This is a genomic window from Dawidia soli, assembly GCF_018598185.1.
Lineage (GTDB): Bacteria > Bacteroidota > Bacteroidia > Cytophagales > Cyclobacteriaceae > Ohtaekwangia > Ohtaekwangia soli.
Genome location: NZ_JAHESC010000116.1, coordinates 1 through 395, shown reverse-complemented (window position 1 = coordinate 395; position 395 = coordinate 1). Strand labels below are relative to the sequence as shown.

Annotated in this window: 1 protein-coding gene; it reads right to left on the bottom strand. The window is 48.9% G+C overall.

The window, feature by feature from the left end; all coding sequences use genetic code 11:
* On the bottom strand, positions 1–350 hold a 350-nt coding region (locus KK078_RS30320; RefSeq protein ID WP_254094803.1), incomplete at its 3' end, for a hypothetical protein.
* Positions 351–395: the final 45 nt, after the last annotated feature.

The following is a 395-nucleotide window of genomic DNA, read 5'->3' as shown; positions in this document are numbered from 1 at the left end:
CCTTCCAGTAACTTCGGATGTTTCGAAAGCTCGATCGCCCGCCGACCCAACGCATTGGTGGAATCTTGTTTTTGAATGAGCTTGAGCGATTTATTGATGAACCCACTGAAATTATAGTCCGCCAGGGCGCGCAACGGGTGCATCATAAAGCGGACCTCCTTGCCCATGGTCGAGCAGCCGCCAAATTCGCTCATATATAAGCGCGGGAGGGCAAATTTTGGCGATTTTTTGATTGTTTCTTTGCTTGCACCACCTTTACGCCGGACGACGATCTTGTCCGATCCGCGCATGCGATAAAAGCTGAGGTCACCGAGACTGCCGGTGAATTGGAGTTCTTCTAAGAATGCCATACTGTTAGGTTACATGAGTTAACGAAATAATTAGTCAACGTCGTC